We start from the raw sequence: 18546 nt of genomic DNA, 5'->3' as shown, positions 1-18546 counted from the left end.
CCGCCCGGAGGCGGCCGGACGCCGGCCCCACACCCCCCCCCCCCAATAGCGCCCGCCCCGCCCCCCCCGCGCCGCGCGATATCCCCGACCGCCCCCCGCAAGGAGCTTGCCCCGTGACCCAGTACGACGCCGGCGAGGCGCCGCAGCCCGCCGCCCCGGCGCCCGGCACCGGCGAGGCGGCCTGGGGCGCGCCGGCCGGCGCCCCCCACCCGGCCCCGGCCGGCCCCGCCCCGGAGACGCCCGGCGAGCCGCCCCGCACCCCCGCGGTCACCCCGGCCGACGCCGCCGACGCCGCCCGGCTGGTCTCCTACGGCCTCCAGCCCAAGCTGCTGCCGGCCCGCGACGCCGACTACGCCGACCTGCTCCGCCGCTATCGGGACGAGCCCCCCTTCGCCCGGCTCGCCGACGCCGTCGCCGGCGGCCTCGGCCTGATCGTCCTGGAGGTCTCCACCCGCGCCGGGATGGCCGTCACCGCCGCCGAGGACTCCGTCTTCGCGGTCCGCATGGGCGACTACGCCCGCCGCGCCTCCGCCGACTCCGCCGACCGCTTCCTGCACGGCCTGGCCCATCTGGCCATCGCCGCCCTGGCGTTCCCCCGCCCCGAGGACCTGGCCGACGACGGCTACATCGGCCGGATCACCGTCAACGGCGTCGACGCCTTCGTCCGCCAGGCGTGCCGCCGCCTGGAGGAGCGCGCCGAGCAGGACGGCGAGAACACCGACCCGGCCACCGGCGCCCCCGGCCTGGAGTCCGCCTGGCGGGTCTACGCCCGGCGCAGCGCCACCGGCGCCACCAAGGACGCCCGCCGGCTGGCCGGTTCCACCACCGGCATCATCGCCAAGGCCGTCGCCTTCCTCGTCGACTCCGGTTTCCTCCAGCGCACCGGCGACGACGCCGGCGGCGCCTACCGCACCACCGCCCGCTACCAGCTCCAGGTCCGCGACATGGCCGGCACCGCCGCCATGGCCGAACTGCTGGAGCTGGGCATCGTCCCGGTCTCCGACGGCACCGCCACCCTGCTGCCCGGCGAGGAGAGCGACGACCTCGACCTCGTCGCCGAGGCCGGCCTGCCGTTCCACTCCGGCTGACCACCGCGCCCGCGCCCGCCCACCGACCCACCCACCACCACCAACGAGAGTCCGCCATGTACGAGCTGTCCCGGGTCCGCCTCTACTCCATCGGGCCCGCCGGTGCGCGCTACGCCGACACCGTCCTGGACCTGCGCGGGGTCGGCGCGCCGGTGCCCCAGCCCGCCCCGGCGCAGGCGGACTTCTTCGAGGACGAACCGGCCGGCCCGCCGCGCCGCCCGGCCCCGGCCGGCGTGCTCTTCCTGGAGAACGGCGGCGGCAAGTCCGTCCTGCTCAAGCTGATCTTCTCGGTGATGCTGCCCGGCCACCGCAACACCCTCGGCGGCGCCAGCTCCGGCGTGCTCCGCAAATTCCTGCTGGCCGACGACTGCGGCCACGTCGCCCTGGAATGGCAGCACGTCCTCACCGGCGAGACCGTCGTCGTCGGCAAGGTCAGCGAATGGCGCGGCCGCCAGGTCTCCAACGACCCCCGCAAGTTCGCCGAGGCGTGGTACAGCTTCCGGCCCGGCCCGGGTATGAGCCTGGACTCCCTGCCGGTCGCCGAGGCCACCCTCGTCCGCCCGCGCGCCGAGCAGGGCGAGGGCAGCTCCGGCGCGCACGGCCGGCGCCGCACCATGAAGGGCTTCCGCGACGCCCTCACCGAGGCCGGCAAGAACTACCCCAATCTGGACGTGGTCTGGGAAGAGGTCCACGAGCGCTGGAACGAACACCTCGGCGACCTCGGCCTGGACCCCGAACTCTTCCGCTACCAGCGCGAGATGAACGCCGACGAGGGCGAGGCGGCCGGCCTCTTCGCGGTCAAGAACGACTCCGACTTCACCGACCTGCTGCTGCGCGCCGTCACCGACACCCGCGACACCGACGGCCTCGCCGACCTCGTCCACGGCTTCGCCCACAAACTCGGCCGGCGCGCCGAGCTCACCGCCGAACGCGACTTCACCGCCGGCTCCCTGGACCTCCTCGCCCGGATCGCCGAGGCCGCCGAGGCCCGCGACCGGGCCCGCGAGGTGCACGCCGGCGCCGAGCGCCGCACCCGCGCCCTGGCCCAGCGGCTGCACGCCCGCGGCACCGAGGAGCGCGGCCGGGCCGCCGAGCTGGCCGAGGCGGTGGCCGGCGCCGCGCACCGCGTCACCGACGCCGAGCGCACCCGCGAGCGCCGCGCCCTGGTCTCCGCCGAACTCGCCTACCGCCACGCCTCGCTGGCCCTGGCCGCCGCCGAGAAGGGCGCCGCCGCCCAGCGCCGCGAGCTCAACGACGCCCGGACGCTGCACAGCGCCTGGCAGGCCGCCGAGATCGCGCTGCGCCACCGCGCCGCCGCCGACCGCTCCGCCCGCGTCGCCGCCGCCATCCGCGAGGCCGAACGGGACGCCGCCCCGGCCCTGGCCGCCCGCGCCACCGCCGCCGCCGACCTCGTACGCGCCCTGCACAGCGCCGCCGAGGCCGGGGAGCGGGTCGCCAACGAGGAGGAGGAGCGGTCCGCCGCCCTCCAGGAGGCCGGCGAGTCGGCGCACCGCGACGCCACCTCCGCCGCCACCCGCGCCCAGCGCGCCCGCAGCGAGGCCGAGCACCTCAAGCAGCGGCTCGCCGAGGTCGCCCAGGAGACCGAGGAGGCGGTCCGGGCCGGCTGGCTCGACGGCGCCGCCCACGACGCCGACCCGGCCCGCGCCGCGCTCGCCGCCTCGGACGCCGAGAAGACCGCCGTGGCCGCCTGGGACGCGGCCCGCGAGGACGCCCGCCGGGCCACCGAGCGGGCCCGCGAGGCCGCCGCCCGGCACTCCGCCGCCGAACTGGCCGCGGCCCGCGCCGAGGACGCCGCCCAGGCCGCCGAGCGCGCCCACGACGCCGAGCGCCGGGCCGCCGAGTCGATCGGCGCCGAACCGCGCCTGGCCGAACTCCTCGGCCTGCCCGAGGCGTCCGGCCTCCCGCTGCCCGGCCCGCGCACCGCCGACGGCGCCGGGCCGTCCGCCGGCACCGCCCGCCGCACCGGCGGCCCGCTCACCGCCGAGGAGGTGGACCGCGCCGCCGACGCCCTGCGCGAACTGCTCGACGATGGCGTCGCCGCCGCCGAGCGCCAGCTGTTCGACCTGCGCACGGCCGCCGCCGACGACGCCCGCATCCTGGGCGCGCTGGGCGACGGCGGGCTGCTGCCGCCCGGCCCGGACGTGCTGGCCGCGGTGGAGTACCTCGGCGAGCACGGCGTCCCCGCGCTGCCCGGCTGGCGCTACCTCGCCCAGTCCGTCGACCCCGCCGACCACGCCCGGGTGCTGGCCGCCCGCCCCGAGCTGGTCGACGGCGTGATCATCACCGACCCGGACACCCACGCCCGGGCCCGCGAGGTGCTCTCCCAGGCCGCGCTGCTGCCCCGTTCCACCGTCGCGGTCGGCACCGCCGCCGCCCTGCTCGCCCCCACCCCGCCGCAGGACGCCGAGGACACCGGCGTCTTCCTCGTCCCGCCCAACCCGGCGATGCACGACGAGTCCGCCGCCGACGAGGAGCGCCGCGCCCTGCGCGCCCGCGCCACCGCCCGCGACGAGGAGATCCGGGCCCTGGCCGCCCGGCTCGGCCAGGACCGCGCGCTCGCCGCCCGCCTCGCCTCCTGGCGCGCCGGCTGCCCGGCCGGCCGCCTCGCCGAGCTGGCCGAGGCCGCCGCGGCCGCCCGTACGGCCGCCGAGGAGGCCGCCGCCGAGCTGGCCGAGGCCCGCGCGGCCCGCGCCGAGACCGAGGAGACCGCCGCCGAGGCCACCCGCGTCCGCGACGAGCGGCAGGAGGCCGCCCAGCGCGCCCGCCGCACCGCCGACCTCCTCGCCGGCCTCGCCCACCGCCTCCGCGAACGGGCCGGCTGGCAGTCCCGGATGCGCGAACTGGCCGATGAGGCCGCCGAGTTCGAGGCCCGCGCCGAGGAGTGCGTGGACCGCGCCCGAGCCGCCGACGAGGACCGCCGGGCCGCCCAGCGGGCCGCCGACGACGCCCGCCGCACCGCCCGCGCGCTGCGCGCCGAGCGCGCCGAGATCGCCGGCGTCCCCGACGACCTCGGCGACGCCCCCGAGGCGCCCACCGCCTCGCTGCCCGCGCTCCGCGAGGCGTACCGCGCCGCCTCCCAGCTCTACGAGAAGGTCGGCGTCGGCGCCGATCTGCGCGCCGAGCAGGCCCGCGCCGAGGGCGACGAATCCGCCGCCCTGGCCGAGCTGAACCGCCTCACCAACAAGGTCCGCACCCGCGCCGAGCAGCTGCTCCAGAGCCCGGACGCCGCCGACGGCCCGTCCCGCCAGGCCGCCGCGGCCCGCGCCGAGTCGCTGGTCCAGATGCTGGAGAGCCGCGCCTCGGCCGCCAGCGAGCAGCTGGGCCGGCTGCGCGGCGAGGCCGAGCGGCTGGCGCCCGCCGACGGCGAGGCGCACACCGAGCTGCCCGAGGAGCTGGTGCCCGCCGACGCCGAGGGCGCCAAGGAGCTGCTGCGCACCGCCAACGCCGAACTGGCCACCGCCACCGAGGCGCTGGCGGCCGCCCGCGACGGGCACGAGGAGCTGCTGCGCGCCCACCGCGCCGCCGAGGACGCCGCCGGCGGCTTCGACGAGACCGCCGCGCTGCTGCGCGATCTGCTGCGCGACCATCCGGACGCCGAGGAGGGTACGGAGGCGCCGGCCGACCCGTATCCGGGCAGCCCGGCCGAGGCCCGGCAGGCCGCCGCCGAGTCCCGCCGCTCGCTGCGCGGCTGCGCCGCCGACCTCTCCGCCGCCGAGGCCGCGGTCCGCGAGGCCGCCGACGTCCTCGTCCGGCACGCCAACTCCACCCGCTACGAGCAGGTGCGCACCCCCGCCCGGCAGCAGATCCGGGAGCTGCCCGCGGCGGCCCTGCCGGACCACGCCGCCAAGTGGGCCGAGGCGTTCGCGCCCCGCCTGCGGGTGCTCACCGACGAACTCGCCCAGCTGGAGCGCAACCGCGACTCCATCGTGGACCGCCTCCGCGGCCTGGTGGAGTCCTCGCTGACCACCCTGCGCTCGGCCCAGCGGCTCTCCCGGCTCCCCGAGGGCCTGGGGGAGTGGTCCGGCCAGGAGTTCCTGCGGATCCGCTTCGAGGACCCGGACCAGGCCACCCTCACCGAGCGGCTCGGCGAGGTGATCGACGAGGCGACCCGCGCCGCGGTGCGCAAGAACAGCGATCTGCGCCGGGACGGGATGTCCCTGCTGCTGCGCGGGGTGCACGCCGCGCTCCAGCCGCGCGGGGTCGCGGTGGAGATCCTCAAGCCGGACGCGGTGCTGCGCGCCGAGCGGGTCCCGGTCGGGCAGATGGGCGATGTCTTCTCCGGCGGCCAGCTGCTGACCGCCGCCATCGCCCTGTACTGCACGATGGCCGCGCTGCGCAGCAACGACCGGGGCCGGGACAAGCAGCGGCACGCCGGCACGCTGTTCCTGGACAACCCCATCGGCCGGGCCAACGCCACGTATCTGCTGGAGCTCCAGCGGGCCGTCGCGGACGCCCTCGGCGTCCAGCTGCTCTACACCACCGGCCTGTTCGACACCACCGCGCTCGCGGAGTTCCCGCTGGTCATCCGGTTGCGCAACGACGCGGACCTGCGCGCGGGCCTGAAGTACATCAGCGTCGAGGAGCATCTGCGCCCCGGCCTGCCGCAGGTCGATCCGGCCGCGGAGACGGTGCACGGGCAGATCACCGCGACCCGGATGTACCGGCGGCCGGACCAGGGGGCGGAGGCGGGGGTGCCGGCCGGGGGGTGAGCGGCGGGGACCTGGGGCGGCGCCTTTCTGTGCGGCCGGGCGTCGGCCGCCGCCCCCGGCCTCAGCCGCCGTACCCCATCCGCCGCGAGAGGTCCGCGGCTGCCCGTACCGACGCCGCCGCCAGCTCCGGCAGCCGCTCCCGGGCCATCCGGTAGGCGGGCCCGGAGACCCCGATCGCCCCGATCACCGACCCGTCGTAGGACCGCACCGGCGCCGCGACGGCGTTCAGACCCTCCTCGAACTCCTCGGCGGTCCGGGCGAATCCGTCCGCCAGCACGTCCGCCAGCTGCTCCCGTACGGCGCCGGGCGCGGTCAGGGTGTGCGCGGTGAACCGCGGCAGCGGACGGCCCAGCAGCGCGTCCCGGCGGTCCCGGGGCAGATGCGCCAGCAGGACCTTGCCGCTGGCGGTGGCGTGCAAAGGGGTGCGGCGGCCCAGCCAGTTGAAGGCGGTCACCGCGGCCGAGCCCCGGGCCTGCATGATGTTGACCGCGGCGTCGCCGTCGAGCACCGCGATGTTCGCGGTCTCGCCGGTGCCGTCGGCCAGCGCCCGGCACACCGGCTGGCCCTCCTGCGAGATGTCCAGCCGGATCGCCGCCGCCCCGGCCAGCCGCAGCACCCCCGTACCCAGCACGTACTTGCCGCGCTCCTTCTCCTGCTCGACCAGCCCCCGGCTCTCCAGGACGCCCAGGATCCGGAACGCGGTCGACTTGTGCACGCCCAGCTCGGCGGCGAGTTCGGTGACCCCGGCCCCGCCGAGCCGGGCCAGGCTCTCCAGCACGCTCACCGCGCGCTCCACGGACTGCACGGACCCGGCCGCCCGCCGCTCGTCGCCGTGCTCCGCCGCCGTACCGGTCGTCTCCGCCATGGCTCCCGCCTTCACCCCCGCCGCCCCCGGAGGGCACGTCCGGGGGCCGTTCCCCGGGCGGCCCCGGCGGGGCCGGACCCGGCTCGGATTCCGCTCGCGCACCACGCGCCGCGATGCGTGAGCGACGGGTGATGACGCGTGAGCGACGGATGATACCGAGCGGCCGGCCACCGGGCGGCTCCCGGCCGGGCGTCCGCGTACGCGTACGACGGGCGCACGCGGGCCCGCGCGGCCCCGCGCGTACGACGGCCCCCCTCGGCCCCGCGCGCCGTCAGGCCGCCGCGCGGTCCGTCCCCGCCTGCCCCCGCGGCTCTCCGGCGCGCTCCCGGCGGCGGGCCTGCCGCCGCTCCCGGCGCAGCTCCCGGGCGGTGCTGCTCGGCTCGGACCGGACGCCGTGCCGCTGGATCCACACCTGGCGCGTCACCCAGACGTCCAGCACCGCCCACGTCGCCACGATCGTGCTGGCGACCGTCATGAGCACCGCGGGGAACGCGAACAGCGAGCCCGCGAGGGTGCACAGGAAGGCCACCATGGCCTCGACCAGGGTCACCGCCACGACGAGCACCGCGCGGACCGCGGCCGTCCGCACCGGGTCGGGCATCCGGCGCCGGGCCGCCGCCTCCTCCTGCCACAAAGGACGCCTGCCGCCGTCCATCGCGTCACACTCCCCGTACTCGCCCGGCCCCCGCCCCGGCAGTCCGACTCCTTGGCGGCTGCCCGGATTTCACCGGATACATGCCACACCCACCGGGCTTCTGTCCACTCCGCCGTCCCCCACTCCGGCCACGCACCGGAGCGCGCCGAAGCACCCGCCGGGGCCGCCGCCCGCCGCACGCCCGGGTGGCCATAGCCACACTCGGCGGCCCGCGGTCCGGGCATCGCCGGACAAGTCATGACGATCCCCTCCCGCCCGCGCGCCCGGCCCGTCCGCCGGGCCTCGGATCGGCCCCCCGACAGTAGTAGGCTCGCGCCGCTGTTGACGGAACACCATCCCCGGCGCCGGGGTTGACGTAGGGGAGGCCATGCGCTTTCGCGGGAAGTCGGTCCGCCGGAAGATCGTGGCGCTGCTGCTCGTGCCGCTGGTGTCCCTGACCGTCATGTGGAGCGTCACCACCTACGTCACCGGCCGCCAGGCGAATCAGCTCCTCGACGTCGGCAACGTCGTCCGCGGTCTCGGCTACCCCGTCGAGGACGTCATCCAGACCCTCCAGCGCGAGCGCCGCCAGAGCCTGCTCTACCTCGCCGACCGCCGCGGCGCCACCGCGCTGACCGAGCTGCGCGGCCAGAGCCGCGCCACCGACGACGCCGTGGACCGCCTGCGCGCCGACGTCGGCACCCAGGACGCCCGCTCCGACCTCACCGGCGAGGCCGGCCGCCGGGTCGACGCCTTCGTCAAGGGCCTGGACGGCCTCGACGCGCTGCGCGCCCAGGTCGAGGACAACCGCCTCGGCCGCGACGAGGCCCTGGAGTCCTACGACGCCCTCGTCGACCCCGGATACGACCTGCTCGCCGCGCTCCACGCCCTGGAGAACGTCGAGATGGACAAGCAGGGCCGCGCGCTGGTCAACCTCACCCGCGCCCGCGAGGCGTTCGCCCGCGAGGACGCCCTGATGTCCGCGGTCCTCGCCTCCGGCAGCATCTCCGCCCACGACCAGCGCGAACTGTCCGACCGGGTCGCCGAGCGCCGCATCCTCTACAGCACCAACCTCCCGCTCCTGCCCGCCACCGACCGCGGCGTCTACGACGACTACTGGCACTCCGCCGCCGCCCGCGAACTGACCTCCTACGAGGACCGCGTCATCGGCGCCGACCCGGCGACCGCCGCGCGCGCCGTCAACGCCGACCGCTGGAACACCGCCGCCGAGAAGGTCCTCGGCGACCTCGCCCGGATGGGCAAGGACGCCGGCGAGCGCTACCAGGCGCGCGTCGAGCCGATCGCCACCAGGATCGTCCTCAAGGCGCTGGCCACCGGAATCCTCGGCTTCCTCGCACTGCTGGTCTCGGTCATCGTCTCGCTGCGGATCGGCCGCCGGCACGTCCGGGACCTGACCCGCCTGCGCAAGACCGCCCACGAGGTCTCCGGCGTCCGGCTGCCCAGCGTCATGCGCCGGCTGGCGGCCGGCGAACGGGTCGATGTGGAGGCCGAGGCGCCCCGCGAGGAGTTCGGCCCGGACGAGACCGGCCAGGTCGGCCAGGCCCTCAACACCCTCCAGCGGGCCGCCGTCGAGGCCGCCGTCAAACAGGCCGAGATGCGCCGCGGCGTCTCCGAGGTGTTCGTCAACCTCGCCCGCCGCAGCCAGGTCCTGCTGCACCGCCAGCTGACCCTCCTCGACGCCATGGAGCGGCGCACCGAGGACACCGACGAACTCGCCGACCTCTTCCGCCTCGACCACATGACCACCCGCATGCGCCGGCACGCCGAGGGCCTGGTCATCCTCTCCGGCGCGGCCCCCTCCCGGCAGTGGCGCAAGCCCGTCCAGCTGATGGACGTGGTGCGCGCCGCGGTCGCCGAGGTGGAGGACTACGAGCGCATCGAGGTCCGCCGGCTGCCCCGGCTCGCGGTGGACGGGCCCGCGGTCTCCGACCTGACCCACCTGATCGCCGAACTCCTGGAGAACGCCACCGTCTTCTCCCCGCCGCACACCGCCGTCCAGGTCGTCGGCGAACGCGTCCCCAGCGGCTTCACCCTGGAGATCCACGACCGCGGGCTGGGCATGGCCCCCGACCAGCTGCTGGACGCCAACCTCCGGCTCGCCGAGACCCCCGAGTTCGAGCTCTCCGACACCGACCGGCTCGGCCTGTTCGTGGTCAGCCGGCTCGCCCAGCGGCAGGGGGTCCGGGTCTCCCTCCAGCCCTCGCCGTACGGCGGCACCACCGCGGTGGTCCTCATCCCCGGCGCGCTGCTCACCGAGGGCGGCGACGGTGGCCGGGACACCGGCCGGACCGCCGTTTCCACCGGCCCCGCGGACGACGCGCCGGACACCGGCGACGACGCCCCCGCCCTCGACCCGCTGGCCCAGATCCCGGTGCCGCTGCCCCGGCGCGTCCGCCGGGACGGCGCCGAGGACGCCCCGGCGGAGCGCGACCGGCCGCCCGCCCGGCCCCGGCCCACCGCCGTCCCGTCCGGTGAGCAGCACCAGCAGGCCGGCGACCAGGCACCGACCGGCGCCCCCGCCCCGCTGCCGCGCCGCGCCCGCCCGCCGGTGCTGGTGTCCGACCACGGCCGTACGGTGGACGGGGCGCGTACGGCCGACGGCCCGCGCGCCGCGGACCGTTCCCCGGAAGCCGGGGAAGCCCCGGACGCTCCGGACCGCGCTCCGGAACCGCCCGCCACCACCCCCCAGGGCCTGCCCCGCCGCGTCCGCCAGGCCAGCCTCGCGCCGCAGCTCAGGACCGACCCGGCCGGCGGGCCCCCGGCGGACCGTCCGGCCGGACCGGCCGGACCGGCCGCACCGGCCGCCCCGCCCGCCGCCGACCGCGATGCCGAGGCCGTCCGCTCCCGGATGTCCTCGCTCCAGCGCGGCTGGCAGCGCGCCCGCCGGGAGCACGGCGAGGCCCCGCAGACCCCCGCATCCCCGGACCCGGGCGCCGGCGACGCCGCCCCCGGGGACGCGAGCGCACCACGAACGACATCGGGAGAGGACGGTCCATGACCGCACCGAAGGCAACAGCGACCACCGCCGTCTCGCCGCACGGATCCGGCGAGCTGAACTGGCTCCTGGACGAGCTGGTCGAGCGGGTCGGCAGCATCCGCAAGGCACTGGTCCTCTCCAGTGACGGCCTGGCCACCGGCGCCTCCAAGGACCTCACCCGCGAGGACAGCGAGCACCTGGCCGCGGTCGCCTCCGGCTTCCACAGCCTGGCCAAGGGCGTCGGCCGGCACTTCGACGCCGGCCAGGTCCGCCAGACCATGGTCGAGCTGGACGACGCGTTCCTCTTCGTCAGCGCGGCCGGCGACGGCAGCTGCCTGGCGGTGCTCGCCGACGCCGACTCCGACATCGGGCTGGTCGCCTACGAGATGACGCTGCTCGTCAAGCGCGTGGGCACGCACCTGGGCACCGCGCCCCGGTCCTGACCCACCGCCCGAGTACGACTACGGTGGCGCCATGACCGATCAGGACGGCCGGCCGGGACCGGGACGGGAGCCGGCCCGCTGGTTCGACGACGAGGCCGGCCCCGTCGTCCGCCCGTACGCGATGACGCGCGGGCGCACCCGCACGGCCGCCGAGGACCGGCTGGACCTGATCGCGCTGGTCATCGCGGAGAGCCGCGCCGAGGAGCCGATCACCGACCAGACGCTCTCCCCGGAACACCTCGACATCGTCGAGCTGTGCCGGGAGGCGCCGCAGTCGGTCGCCGAGCTGGCGGCCGAGTTCGACCTGCCGGTCGGCGTGGTCCGGGTCCTGATCGGCGATCTGCTGGACGCCGGGCTGGTGCACGTCACCCGCCCGGTGCCGCCGGCCGAACTCCCCGACGCGGACGTACTGCGCGAGGTCATCGACGGCCTGCGCGCCCTGTGACGGCCCGCCGCCCACCCGACCGAGAGGAGCCCGCCGCCATGGCCGCCACCCCCGCGCCGCACGACCCCGGGCCCGGCGAAACCGCGCCGGACGCCCCCCTCGAACGCCTCCGGATCCCCGCCGGACCGCACACCTTCGACGCCCTGGCCTGCGGACCGGCCGGCGGCGAACCGGTGCTGCTGCTGCACGGCTGGCCCGAGTTCGCCGACTCCTGGCGCGCCGTGCTGCCCGCCCTCGGCGCCGCCGGCTACCGCGCGCTCGCCGTCGACCAGCGCGGCTACTCCCCGGGCGCCCGCCCGCCCCGCATCGCCGACTACGCCGTCCCGGAACTCGTCGCCGACGCGCTCGCCGCCGCCGGCACCCTGGGCACCGGCCGCTTCCACCTCGTCGCGCACGACTGGGGCGGCATCGTCGCCTGGGCCCTGGCCGGCGCCCACCCCGAGCGGCTGGCGTCGCTGACCGTCCTGGCCACCCCGCACCCGGAAGCGCTCGACCGCGCCGCCGCCGGCGACCCCGACCAGCACCGCCGGCTGGACTACGTCCGCTTCTTCCGCCGCCCGGACGGCGCCGCCGAGGGCGCGCTGCTCGCCGACGGCGCGGCCCGGCTGCGCGCCGTCTACGGCGGCCAGGTCCCCGCCGACCTGGTCGAGGCCAACGTCCGCCGGCTCGCCCAGCCGGGCGCGCTGACCGCCACCCTGAACTGGTACCGCGCCCCCGAGCGGGTGCTCTCGGTGCCCGCCGGCCGGATCACCGTCCCCACCCTCTTCCTGTGGGGCAGCGAGGACCCGGCCCTGGGCCGCACCGCGGCGGAGGCGACGGGGGAGTGGGTGGACGGCCCCTACCGCTTCGCGGAGCTGACCGGCGCCGGCCACTGGCTGCCGGAGGAGGACCCGGCCCGCGTCGTCCCGGAGATCCTCGGCCACCTCGCCGCCCACCGGCGGAACTGAGCCGCCCGCACGGTCCTTTTGGGACGGTTGGCGGGCCTCTGCCCGCCGGCCCCGCCGATCGGACGGGACCTCAAGTGGGCGCCGTGGGGCCCACGTTGTACGGTGCACTGACGGCCGCCGCCGGTGGCCTACCCGCACCCGGTACGGCCGCGCGCCGTCCCGGTGCCCCTCCCGCGTCCCCGGTCAATCAGGAGAAGGAATCGCATGGTCTTCGGGCGTTCCGAGCGCCGCCGCCGGCCCGGGCCGGCCGAGCCGGTCACGCTCAAGATCCTCGTCGCCGGCGGCTTCGGCGTCGGCAAGACCACCCTGGTCGGCGCGGTCAGCGAGATCCGGCCGCTGCGCACCGAGGAGCGGCTGACCGAGGCCGGCCGCCCGGTGGACGACCTGCACGGCGTCGAGGCCAAGTCCACCACCACCGTCGCCATGGACTTCGGCCGGATCACCGTCCACGACGGCCTGGTCCTCTACCTCTTCGGCACCCCCGGCCAGGACCGCTTCTGGTTCCTCTGGGACGACCTGGCCGGCGGCGCGCTCGGCGCGGTGGTGCTCGCCGACACCCGCCGGCTGGCCGACAGCTTCGCCGCCATCGACTACTTCGAACGCCGCGGCCTGCCCTTCGTCGTCGCCGTCAACTGCTTCGACGGCGCCGACCGCTACCCCGCCGAGGCGGTCAGGGACGCCCTGGACCTCGACCCGGCGGTACCCGTACTGCACTGCGACGCCCGGGAGCGGGACTCCGCCCGGGACGTGCTGATCGCCGTCGTCGAGCACGCCATGCGGCGCAACGCCCGGCACCCGGAGCCCGCGCTGCCCTGACCGGGCGCGGAGCCGGACGGCCCCCCCGCCGCCCGGAAGCGGGCCGTCCGCCGGCGCGCCCGGGCCTTCGCTCCTGGACGTCACGGCCGCGCGGGGCACGGCAGCGGGGGAGCCCCCGGGCCGCCCGGCGCCCCCGGCCCCCCGGGGACCGCGCCGCGCCGCACCTCGGTGCCCTCCGCGCCCGGCCGCCCCACCACCCAGCTCGCCCCCGGCAGGTCCTTGGCGGCCTTCTTCAGCGGCGCCAGCGCGGCCGCCGCCGCACCGTGCCCGGTGACGCTGCCCGGCGGGCACACCACCGTCGCCAGCGACAGCGTCACCGGCCGCCCGCCCGCCGACCACGCCACGTCCAGCAGCCCCTTGGCGAACGGCTCCAGCCGGTCCGGCTCGGCCAGCACCAGGAAGTCGTCCCCGCCGATGTGCCCCACCCGGCTCGCCGGCTCGTCCGCCGCCACCTCCGCCAGCGTCCGCCCCACCGCCCGGATCAGCTCGTCGCCGGCCGCGAACCCGGCGCCGTCGTTGACCTGCTTGAAACCGTCCACGTCCAGCCAGCTCAGGGCGAACTCCCGGCCCTCCGCGATCCGCCGGTCCACCTCCGCCATCACCGCGTCCGAACCGGGCAGCCGGGTCAGCGGGTTGAGCCGCGCCGCCTCCTCCACCCGGCTCTCCGCCAGCGCCCGCAGGATGTCCGCCAGATGCACCACCCCGATGCACCGGCCCCGCTCGTCCACCACCGCCACATCGTCGCCGGTGCGGTCCCGCTCACCGTCCGCGATCATGTCCAGCACCTGCCAGGCGGTGGCGTCCGCGCCCACCGTCCGCGGCCGGTCCGCCAGCCGCAGCGCCGGCCGGTCCGCGTACAGCGCGTGCCCGTAGCGTCCGGACAGCGACAGCAGGAACCGGTCGCGGTTGATCGCCCGCACCGGCACCCCGTCCGCGTCCACCAGCAGCACCCCCGACACCCCTGGGAATCCGGTCAGATGGCTGCGCACCGCGCCCGCCGACGCCGACATCGGCAGCAGCGCCGCCGGCTGGAGGAACTGCGCCACCGGCGGCCCCGACGCCGGCCGGTCCGGCGCGGCCCGGCCGGGCACCGCCGGCGGATCCGGGAGGTACACCTCCGCCGCCGCCCGCCGCGACGGCGGCGCGAACAGATGCCCCTGCGCCAGCTGCACCCCCGCCTGGCGCACCGCCGCGTACTCCCGCTCGGTCTCCACCCCCTCGATCGCCAGCAGCCCGCCCACCCGCTCGCACAGCTGCCGCATCGCGGCCACCACCGCCTGCCGCCCCGGGTCCCGCGCCAGCCCCGCGCACAGCGAACGGTCCAACTTGACCAGGTCCGGCGCCAGTTCACCCAGCAGCCGGAGCGGCAGCCCGCCGTCCCCGACCCCGTCCGCGCAGATCCGGTAGCCCTCGTCGCGCAGCCCCGCCACCGACGCCAGCAGCTCCTCCTCCGGAAGCCCGGTGAACGGGCCGACCAGATCGAGGGTGATCTCCCACGGCCGCCGCCCCGCGGCCCGCACCGCAGCGCCCAGCGGCGCCAGCCCGGGCCGCCGCGCCACCGTCCCCGCGCACACATTGACGTGCAGCGGCAGCGGCGTCTCCTGCTCGGCCGCGGCCCGCACCGCGCGCGCCGCCAACTCGGCGTCCAGATCGGGGCAGTGACGCGCGCACGACAGCACGTCGGTCTCGCCGTCCTCGGGGCGGGCGAGGGTCTCCAGCGCGGCGACCGAACCGGTCGCGAGATTCACCACGGGCTGGAAAGCGAAGCGGAGCTGGTCCGTCCAGGCAGGCACGGCAGCAGGATGCCGCCCCCGGGGCGCCGGCGGCGCGTCGTTCACGCACTGTTCACGCACCCTTCCGGAGCGTACGGGAGCGGGATCGGGGGCGCGCCCGTCGCACGCGCCCCCGCCCCGGGAGCCGGTGGCGCGGCGCCCTTTGGTGTCAGTGCCGCAGCGAACTCCGCGCCACCGGGAAATCGAAATACGTGTCCGGGAACGTCTCCGGCGTGAAGGTGTAGTGCCACCACTCGTCCGCGTAATTCACGAACCCGGCCCGCTCCAGCCCCGACTTCAGCAGCAGCCGATTCGCCCGCTGCTTGCCCTTGATCCGCGGGTCGAGGGTGTGCGCGAGGGTGTCGAAGCAGTCGAATCCGGTGCCCATGTCCAGCGAATTGTCCGGGAAGCGCTCGGCCTTGGGCCCGAAGCACGGCGTCAGCGGCTCCCCGGGCACATATGGCCTGGTCGGCAGGGCCGGCAGCCGCACCAGCGTCAGATCCACCGTACTGCCCCGGCTGTGCCCGGACTTCTCCGCGATATAGCCGTCCCGGAACAGCACCGACTTGTCCACCCGCGGATAGAATTCCGCCTTCATCCGCTGGTCGGAAAGGTCCTTCGCCCAGGACACGAAATGATCCACCGCCCGCTGCGGGCGATAGCAGTCGTAGACCTTCAGGGAATACCCGCGCCGCAGGAAGGAAATCTGCGCCCGGTGCAGGGCCTGGGCCGCGTCCCGGGTCAGGACGCACATCGGCTGCCGGTAGCCGGTCACCGGTACGCCCATGAAATCGTGCGGGGTCGCGTACCGGATCTCCTGGAGGATCGTGGGGTCGACGTCGCGCAGCGCCACGAACTCCCCGGGCGCCTTCGGATCCTTCGGGGCTTTCGGGTCCCGGGCGCCCGGCGTGGTGCCCGCGTCCGCGCCCGGTCCCGCGCCGGCGGCCCGCGGCGGCGGTACGGTCGCGGGCTCCCCAACGGGCGCCGCGGCGGCGCTCGACGGCAGCGCGGTCAGGGGCAGCAGCGCGGCGGCAGCGGCGGCCAGGCCGCGCCGGATAACAGCGAGTCTCGGCATGGCCCCCGTCTACCAGGCGCGGCCCGCCCCGGGGAAGCCCCCGGTCGGCACCGGTCCACCACCCCCGCGCCCCAACGGGCCCGCCCCGCCGCCCCGTTAGCCACCGGCCGCCCCGCCGCCCTCCCCGGGCAGCCCCCGCACCCGCACCGGATACCCCGCCGGGCTCCCGTCCCGCCGCTCCACCACCACCCGGCCCCCCTCCCACCGCGAGGTGAACCGCTCCACCGCCGGCCGCCGCCAGCCGTCCCCGCCGTCCGGCACCACCACCCCGCCGCCGGTCCGCCCGGCCGCCGGCGCCCACACCTCCAGCTCCGTCCCGCCGTCCGCGCCCGCCACCGGCAGCACCGCACCGCCCCGCGCCAGCACCGGAATACGGGACAGCGGCGCCTCCACCCACACCCGGCCCGGCCCGTCGTACGCCCGCCCGGTGGCGGTGTCGTACCACCGGCCGCGCGGCAGCCGCACCGCCCGCCGCACCGCGCCCGCCTCCAGCACCGGCGCCACCAGCAGCGCGTCCCCCAGCAGGAACGCGTCCTCGCAGTCCCGCAGCGCCCGGTCGCGCGGCGCCCCCCACCACACCGGGCGCGCGTACGGCGCCCCCGACAGCCGGGCCAGCTGCGCCAGCGTCAGGAAATACGGGAGCAGCCGCGCCCGCTCCCGCAGCGCCGCCCGCGCGTGCTCCAGCACCTCCGGCCCGAAGGCCCACGGCTCCCGCCGCCCCGCCCAGAGCGCCGAATGCGTCCGGAACAGCGGCAGATACGCGCCCAGCTGGAACCACCGCAGATACAGCTCCGGCGACGGCACCCCCGAGAACCCGCCCACGTCCGGCCCGCTGTACGGCACCCCGCACAGCCCCAGCCCGATCACCAGCGACAGCGACGCCCGCAACCCCGGCCACCCGGTGGCCACATCCCCCGACCACGTCCCCCCGTACCGCTGCATCCCCGCCCACCCCGACCGGGAGAACAGGAACGGCCGCTCCCCGGGCCGCAGTTCGCACAGCCCCTCATAGGCCGCCCGCGCCATCGCCAGCCCGTAGACGTTGTGCGCCTCCCGGTGGTCGCCGCCGCGCCCCTCCAGGTCGTGGCGCGCCGACCGGGGCAGCGTCGGCTCCCCGAACGCCGCGAACGACACCGGCTCGTTCATGTCGTGCCAGAACCCCGCGAAGCCCTGCGCCAGCCGCTCCGCGTACAGCGCCCCCCACCACTTCCGCACCCGCGCGTCGGTGAAGTCCGGATACGCCGACTCACCCGCCCACACCACCCCCCGCACCTCGCGCCCCCGCGCGTCCCGGACGAAGGCGTCCACCGCCGCCCCGCCGTCGTAGACCGCGTTCCCCGGCTCCGCCTTCACCGCCGGGTCCACGATCGACACGAGGCGCACGCCCGCGTCCCCCAACTCCCGCGCCAGGCCCGGCAGATCGGGGTACTCCGCGCGGTCCACGGTGAACACCCGGTGCCCGTCGTAGTGGTCGATGTCCAGATGGACCGCCGACAGCGGCAGCCCCCGCTCCCGATAGCCCGCCACCACCCGCCGCACCCCGTCGGCGCCGCCGAACCCCCACCGGGCGTGCTGGTACCCCAGCGCCCACCGGGGCGGCACGGCCGCCGCCCCGGTGAGCGCCGTCCACCCCGCCAGCACCCGGGCCGGCGTCCCCGCCAGCACCCAGTACCGCAGCGGCCCGCCGTCCATCCGCAGCTCGCACGTCCCCGGCCGGTCGTGCCCCGACCCGGCGCCCTCCGCCCCCTCGCGCAGCAGCACCCGGCCGTCCCAGGAGCTGTCGTGGAACACCAGGTGCGTCCCCGCGTCCGCCACCACCAGCTGCACCGGCATCGTCAGGTACAGCGGATCGTCGCCCGGCCGGAACGCGCCGCCCGGATCGGTGTTCCACAGCCGGTACACCCCGTCCCGCAGCCGCGGCCCGCCCGACCGGCCGCCCAGCCCGAAGAACCGCGCGTCCGCCGCCACCTCCGACCGCTGCACCCACCGCGACCCGGCCGCGCCCCCGCAAGGCCCGCCCCCGTCCGCCCCGGCCTCCGGGCCGGCACCGCCGCCCCCGTCCACCGGGCCGCCCGCCGCACCCTCCGCCACCCGGTCCCACCACCGCGGCGGCAGCTCCCGCCGCAGCATCGCCCCACCCGGGGTCCGCACCTCCACCGCGCCGTACCGGGACACCACCACCAGCACCCGCTCCGAGACGATCCGCCAGCCGCCCCCGGTATCCGGCTCCAGCACCACCCGCGGATCCACCTCGGGACACGCCCCCGCCAGCGCGTACGACGGCTCCGGCCCGGCCCCGTCCCAGCCGCAGAAGACCGCCCCGCCCGCCGCCACCCGCACCCGCAGCGACGCCCGCGCGAAACGGATCACCCCGCCGCCCGGCAGCGGCTCCGCCCCGCACGCCTCACCCGGCACCCGCGCCCGCTCCGCCCCCCGCCGCGGCAGCGCCCGCGCGTCCGCTCTGCTCCGCCGCCACGCCGCCCGCACCGACCGCAGCCCCTGCGCCGCCCCGACCGCCCTGACCATCCGCACCGACCGCACCAGATCACGCCCGTCCATGCCGGTCAGCCTGCCACCCGCGACCCCGCGTGCGGGCACCGTTCAACTGCCGTTCACCTGCGCCCCGCGCCACCGGGCCCGCCCCGCGCCCCCGTAGCCGGGAACCCCGCCACCAAACGGGACAGACCCCCCGGCCCCCACCGCCACCCCCGCAATCCGCGGCCCACCCTGGTG

General features: G+C 77.4%; 12 protein-coding genes. 7 read left to right on the top strand and 5 right to left on the bottom strand.

Annotated elements, in window-relative coordinates:
• The first annotated feature begins 113 nt into the window (after window positions 1–113).
• Together ADL22_RS03245 and ADL22_RS03240 are read left to right on the top strand one after the other, a co-directional pair.
• On the top strand, window positions 114–1088 hold the full coding sequence (locus tag ADL22_RS03245) for a hypothetical protein (protein WP_066973606.1): 975 nt from the start codon (window positions 114–116) through the stop codon (window positions 1086–1088).
• A gap of 56 nt (window positions 1089–1144) precedes the next feature.
• Window positions 1145–5818 (top strand): hypothetical protein, encoded by a 4674-nt coding sequence (locus ADL22_RS03240; protein ID WP_066973604.1) that lies wholly within the window; start codon window positions 1145–1147, stop codon window positions 5816–5818.
• A 61-nt stretch (window positions 5819–5879) separates the two neighbouring features.
• On the opposite strand, the gene ADL22_RS03235 is transcribed toward ADL22_RS03240, so the two are convergent.
• Together ADL22_RS03235 and ADL22_RS03230 are read right to left on the bottom strand one after the other, a co-directional pair.
• Window positions 5880–6683 (bottom strand): IclR family transcriptional regulator, encoded by an 804-nt coding sequence (locus tag ADL22_RS03235; protein WP_066973603.1) that lies wholly within the window; start codon window positions 6681–6683, stop codon window positions 5880–5882.
• 271 nt (window positions 6684–6954) lie between these two features.
• Window positions 6955–7380 (bottom strand): hypothetical protein, encoded by a 426-nt coding sequence (locus ADL22_RS03230; RefSeq protein ID WP_420711530.1) that lies wholly within the window; start codon window positions 7378–7380, stop codon window positions 6955–6957.
• Window positions 7381–7705: 325 nt separating this feature from the next.
• Here ADL22_RS03230 and ADL22_RS03225 point away from each other — a divergent pair, with 325 nt between their 5' ends.
• The 5 genes from ADL22_RS03225 (at window position 7706) to ADL22_RS03205 (ending at window position 12966) form a co-directional block, all read left to right on the top strand.
• The gene (locus ADL22_RS03225; RefSeq protein WP_066973599.1) at window positions 7706–10336 is read left to right on the top strand and encodes a nitrate- and nitrite sensing domain-containing protein; all 2631 of its coding nucleotides are present in this window, start codon (window positions 7706–7708) and stop codon (window positions 10334–10336) included.
• Window positions 10333–10758: a roadblock/LC7 domain-containing protein gene (locus ADL22_RS03220; RefSeq protein ID WP_066973598.1), complete on the top strand. Its 426-nt coding sequence runs from the start codon at window positions 10333–10335 to the stop codon at window positions 10756–10758. Before ADL22_RS03225 ends, ADL22_RS03220 begins: the two co-directional genes overlap by 4 nt.
• Window positions 10759–10789: 31 nt before the next feature.
• On the top strand, window positions 10790–11203 hold the full coding sequence (locus ADL22_RS03215) for a DUF742 domain-containing protein (RefSeq protein ID WP_066973596.1): 414 nt from the start codon (window positions 10790–10792) through the stop codon (window positions 11201–11203).
• A 38-nt stretch (window positions 11204–11241) separates the two neighbouring features.
• Window positions 11242–12150, top strand: a complete 909-nt coding sequence (locus ADL22_RS03210) for an alpha/beta fold hydrolase (RefSeq protein WP_079063807.1) — start codon at window positions 11242–11244, stop codon at window positions 12148–12150.
• Between the two features lie 204 nt (window positions 12151–12354).
• Window positions 12355–12966: a GTP-binding protein gene (locus ADL22_RS03205; protein ID WP_066973594.1), complete on the top strand. Its 612-nt coding sequence runs from the start codon at window positions 12355–12357 to the stop codon at window positions 12964–12966.
• A gap of 80 nt (window positions 12967–13046) precedes the next feature.
• Here the strand turns inward: ADL22_RS03205 and ADL22_RS03200 are convergent, their stop codons facing one another.
• The 3 genes from ADL22_RS03200 to ADL22_RS03190 all read right to left on the bottom strand — a co-directional run bounded on the left by ADL22_RS03200 (window position 13047) and on the right by ADL22_RS03190 (window position 18372).
• The gene (locus ADL22_RS03200; protein ID WP_066973591.1) at window positions 13047–14759 is read right to left on the bottom strand and encodes a GGDEF domain-containing protein; all 1713 of its coding nucleotides are present in this window, start codon (window positions 14757–14759) and stop codon (window positions 13047–13049) included.
• Window positions 14760–14907: 148 nt separating this feature from the next.
• Window positions 14908–15813 carry a M15 family metallopeptidase gene (locus ADL22_RS03195; RefSeq protein ID WP_066973589.1) on the bottom strand — a complete coding sequence of 302 codons (906 nt, stop codon included), beginning with the start codon at window positions 15811–15813 and terminating at the stop codon, window positions 14908–14910.
• A gap of 96 nt (window positions 15814–15909) precedes the next feature.
• Window positions 15910–18372, bottom strand: coding sequence for a TIM-barrel domain-containing protein (locus ADL22_RS03190; RefSeq protein WP_066973587.1), 2463 nt, complete (start codon window positions 18370–18372; stop codon window positions 15910–15912).
• Window positions 18373–18546 lie beyond the last annotated feature (174 nt).

It is taken from the genome of Streptomyces sp. NRRL F-4489 (assembly GCF_001509485.1).
In the GTDB taxonomy this organism is placed as follows: domain Bacteria; phylum Actinomycetota; class Actinomycetes; order Streptomycetales; family Streptomycetaceae; genus Streptomyces.
Note: the sequence above shows the minus strand (reverse complement) of the source record. Positions and strands in the feature narration are given on the sequence as shown.